This window comes from Streptomyces niveiscabiei, from assembly GCF_001419795.1.
Lineage (GTDB): Bacteria > Actinomycetota > Actinomycetes > Streptomycetales > Streptomycetaceae > Streptomyces > Streptomyces niveiscabiei.
On record NZ_LIRL01000725.1, the window covers coordinates 1 to 3,936 of the forward strand.

At 71.9% G+C, this 3,936-nt stretch carries 4 protein-coding genes; 2 read left to right on the forward strand and 2 right to left on the reverse strand.

Features of this window, described 5'->3' with window-relative positions; genetic code table 11:
* Window positions 1-97: 97 nt before the first annotated feature.
* Window positions 98-559: a MarR family winged helix-turn-helix transcriptional regulator gene (locus AOK24_RS31805; protein WP_055723492.1), complete on the reverse strand. Its 462-nt coding sequence runs from the start codon at window positions 557-559 to the stop codon at window positions 98-100.
* A 106-nt stretch (window positions 560-665) separates the two neighbouring features.
* On the opposite strand from AOK24_RS31805, the gene AOK24_RS31810 reads away from it, so the two are divergent.
* Entirely contained in the window at window positions 666-1,046 is a 381-nt protein-coding gene (locus tag AOK24_RS31810; protein WP_055723493.1) for a hypothetical protein, read from the forward strand.
* Window positions 1,047-1,125: 79 nt separating this feature from the next.
* A complete protein-coding gene (locus tag AOK24_RS31815) occupies window positions 1,126-2,628 on the forward strand; it encodes an acyl-CoA synthetase (RefSeq protein WP_055723494.1) in 1,503 nt (500 codons plus the stop codon).
* On the opposite strand, the gene paaK is transcribed toward AOK24_RS31815, so the two are convergent.
* The gene (gene paaK, locus AOK24_RS31820; RefSeq protein WP_055723495.1) at window positions 2,615-3,892 is read right to left on the reverse strand and encodes a phenylacetate--CoA ligase PaaK; all 1,278 of its coding nucleotides are present in this window, start codon (window positions 3,890-3,892) and stop codon (window positions 2,615-2,617) included. The two genes, AOK24_RS31815 and paaK, sit on opposite strands and share 14 nt — an antisense overlap.
* Window positions 3,893-3,936 lie beyond the last annotated feature (44 nt).

Consider the following 3,936-nt stretch of genomic DNA (forward strand, 5'->3'; position numbering starts at 1 on the left):
GTCGGGGGGTGCGCCGGACGGGGGCCGTGCCGGTCGAGGGCCGCGCCGGTTGGGGGTCGCGCCGGTCGGGAGCCGTGCCGGTGCCTCCCCGCGCCCCTCACGTCGGCTCCTCGCCCACCTCCGACTCGTACGCCAGCAGCGTGTTCACGAACAGGCGGCGCTCCAGCGGGGTCAGCGGTGCCAGGACCCGGCGCCAGGCCGCCGCGCCCGGGGCCAGCCATGCCGTGATCGCCGGTTCGTGGTCGGGGGACAGGGCGATGATCCGGCGCCGCCGGTCGCGTTCGTCCTCGCGGCGCTCCAGGACGCCCTTCCTGCTCAGGTCGCCGATCAGGAGGCTGACGGTCGTGGGGGCGACACCGAGTCGTGCCGCGAGTTCGTTCACCGTCATCGGGCCGTCGAAGAGGAGGTACGAGAGCAGGGAGAGGTGCCGGGGGGCCAGGGAGAGCGACTGGAGCGCCTCCGGTACCGGGAGCTTCTTCGCCCGTCCGACCAGGCGGGGCATCAGCAGGAGGAGTTCGCGGACGGCGGGGTCGACGCCGGTGTTGTCGTCTGGGGGCATGGACAGGCGGCTCCCGTTCCTTTATCTTTGGTAGCAAAGCTATTTTGTTCGGCAAGGCAATCTGGCGGACATCGTACGCATGCCGCCTGCGAGAAGGGGACTCGTGATGCCGCACTGCATCGTCCATCTGGGCGAGGAGGCCCTCACGGGCCGGGAGACGGAGCTGATCGTCGCCCTCACCGACGCGGTGGGATCCGTCTTCGGGGACGGTTTCCGCAAGCTGGTGGGGGTGGACCTGATCGGCGTCCCGGCGAACCGGAGGGGAACCGGGGGAGTGGTGACGGGCGGGGCGACGCCGCAGATCACGCTGAGCATGAGGGAGGGGGCCTACCGGCACCCGGACGTCCCCGAGGCACCGGCCCGGCTGGTCGGCGCGATCACCGACGCGGTGGCCGGGGTGCTGGGGGAGGAGATACGGGAGCGGACGCTGGTGACGCTGGTGGGGGTACCGGAAGGGAGGACGGGGGTCGGTGGCCGGCTGGAGTGAGAGGCGGGGGCCGCGCCCGCTCCGCCCCTTCCCTCCACCCGACTTGACCAGTCAACGCGGCACACCCAGGATCACCCCCATGACGTCAGGACAGGCCAGCACCACGGTCGACGGGGTGCTGCGGCGCAGCGCCGGCCGTACCCCGGCGCGTGTCGCCATCGAGTACCGCGACCGCACCTGGACCTACGAGGAACTCGACGACGCGGTCTCCCGCGCGGCGGCCGTCCTCCTCGCCGAGGGCCTCGTGAAGGGGGACCGGGTCGGGGCCTACGGGCACAACTCCGACGCCTACCTCATCGCGTTCCTCGCCTGCGCCAGGGCGGGCCTGGTCCACGTCCCGGTCAACCAGAACCTCACGGGCGACGACCTCGCCTACCTGGTCACCCAGTCCGGCACCACCCTCGTCCTCACCGACCCCGACCTCGCGCGCCACCTCCCGGACGGGACACGGCAGTTGGCGCTCAGGGACACCGACGGCTCACTCCTCGACCGGCTCGCCACGGCCGCGCCGTACGACGGGGAGGGGGCGCGCGCCGAGGACCTGGTCCAGCTGCTGTACACGTCCGGGACGACCGCCCTGCCCAAGGGCGCGATGATGTCCCACCGCGCGCTGGTCCACGAGTACCTGAGCGCGATCGCGGCGCTCGACCTCAGTGCCGGGGACCGGCCCGCGCACGCGCTGCCGCTGTACCACTCCGCGCAGATGCACGTGTTCCTGCTCCCGTACCTCGCGGTCGGGGCGACGAACGTCATCCTCGACGCGCCCGACGGGGACCGCCTGTTCGAGCTGATCGAGACGGGCCGCGCGGACAGCCTGTTCGCCCCGCCCACCGTGTGGATCGCCCTCGCGAACCGGGAGGACTTCACGGCCCGCGACCTCGGCGGGCTGCGCAAGGCGTACTACGGCGCGTCGATCATGCCGGTCCCGGTCCTGGAGCGGCTGCGGGCACGCCTCCCGAAGCTCGGCTTCTACAACTGCTTCGGCCAGAGCGAGATCGGCCCCCTCGCCATGGTCCTCGCACCGGACGAGCACAAGGGCCGCCTCGACTCGTGCGGGCGCACGGTCCTGTTCGTGGACGCGAAGGTCGTCGACGAGAACGGCGAGGAGGTGGCCGACGGGACGGCCGGGGAGATCGTGTACCGGTCGCCGCAGCTGTGCGACGGGTACTGGGAGAAGCCGGAGGAGACCGAAGCGGCCTTCCGGGACGGCTGGTTCCACTCCGGCGACCTCGCGGTCAAGGACGCCCACGGCTTCTACACGATCGTTGACCGCGTGAAGGACGTCATCAACACGGGCGGCGTCCTCGTTGCCTCCCGCCAGGTCGAGGACGCGCTCTACACCCACGAGGCGGTCGCCGAGGCAGCCGTGATCGGCCTGCCGGACGAGAAGTGGATCGAGGCGATCACCGCGGTCGTCGTCCCGCGAGGCGAGGTCACCGAGGCCGAACTCCTCACCCACGCCCGCGAGAGACTGGACCACTTCAAGGCCCCGAAGCGGATCGTGTTCGTGGACGCCCTCCCCCGCAACGCCAGCGGCAAGATCCTCAAGCGGGAGCTGCGAGACAGGCTCAGCGGGGCCTGAGGTCCACGATCCTGCGGATCTTTCCGACCGACCGCTCCAGGGTCCCGGGGTCGACGACCTCCACCGTCACCGTGACGCCGATCCCGTCCTTGACGGCCGCGGCGATCGCCGCCTCCGCCGTACGCCGGTCCCCGGGAGCCGCGTCGGGACGGGCCTCCGCGCGGACGGTGAGCGCGTCCATGCGGCCCTCGCGGGTCAGGCGGAGCTGGAAGTGCGGCGCGACCCCCGGGGTGCGCAGGACGATCTCCTCGATCTGCGTGGGGAAGAGGTTCACGCCGCGCAGGATCACCAGGTCGTCACTGCGGCCGGTGACCTTCGCCATCCGGCGGAAGGCGCGGGCCGTACCGGGCAGCAGCCGCGTCAGGTCGCGGGTGCGGTAGCGGACGACCGGCATCGCCTCCTTCGTCAGGGACGTGAAGACCAGCTCGCCCTCCGCCCCGTCCGGCAGCACCTCGCCGGTCACCGGGTCGACGACCTCGGGGTAGAAGTGGTCCTCCCAGACGTGCAGGCCGTCCTTCGTCTCGACGCACTCCTGCGCGACCCCGGGGCCGATGACCTCGGACAGCCCGTATATGTCGACCGCGTCGATCCCGAACCGCTCCTCGATCTCCCGCCGCATCTCCTCCGTCCACGGCTCCGCCCCGAACACCCCGACCTCCAGCGAGGTGGAGCGCGGATCGACGCCCTGCCGTTCGAACTCGTCGAGGAGCGTCAGCATGTACGAGGGCGTGACCATGATGACCCGCGGCTCCAGGTCCCGGATGAGCTGGACCTGCCGGCCCGTCATGCCCCCGGACGCGGGGACGACCGTACAGCCGAGCCGCTCGGCCCCGTAGTGCGCGCCGAGCCCGCCCGTGAACAGGCCGTACCCGTACGCCACATGGACGACGTCCCCCGGCCGCCCGCCCGCCGCGCGGATCGACCGGGCCACGAGGTCCGCCCACAGATCGAGATCGGCCCGCGTGTACCCGACGACCGTCGGCACGCCCGTCGTCCCGCTCGACGCGTGCAGCCGCCGCACCTCACGCCGGTCGACCGCGAACATCCCGTACGGATAGTTCGCCCGCAGATCCGCCTTCGCGGTGAACGGGAACCGCGCGAGATCGTCCAGCGACGCGCAGTCCTCCGGACGCAGGCCCGCCTTGTCGAAGGCGTCCCGGTAGAACGGCACGTTGTCGTACGCGTGCCGCAGCGACCACCGCAGCCGCCGCAGCTGCGTGTCCCGCAGCTCCTCGGCACCCATCCGCTCACCGGCGTCCAGCATCCGCCTCACCTCCGCCCCTCCAGTGAGGGTTTTCAGCGGTGCCG

Excerpts from the sequence above, each read along its gene's own strand:
- AOK24_RS31805 (WP_055723492.1), bottom strand. The coding sequence starts at position 559 with ATGCCCCCAGACGACAACACCGGCGTCGACCCCGCCGTCCGCGAACTC.
- AOK24_RS31810 (WP_055723493.1), top strand. The coding sequence starts at position 666 with ATGCCGCACTGCATCGTCCATCTGGGCGAGGAGGCCCTCACGGGCCGG.
- AOK24_RS31815 (WP_055723494.1), top strand. The coding sequence starts at position 1,126 with ATGACGTCAGGACAGGCCAGCACCACGGTCGACGGGGTGCTGCGGCGC.
- paaK (WP_055723495.1), bottom strand. The coding sequence starts at position 3,892 with ATGCTGGACGCCGGTGAGCGGATGGGTGCCGAGGAGCTGCGGGACACG.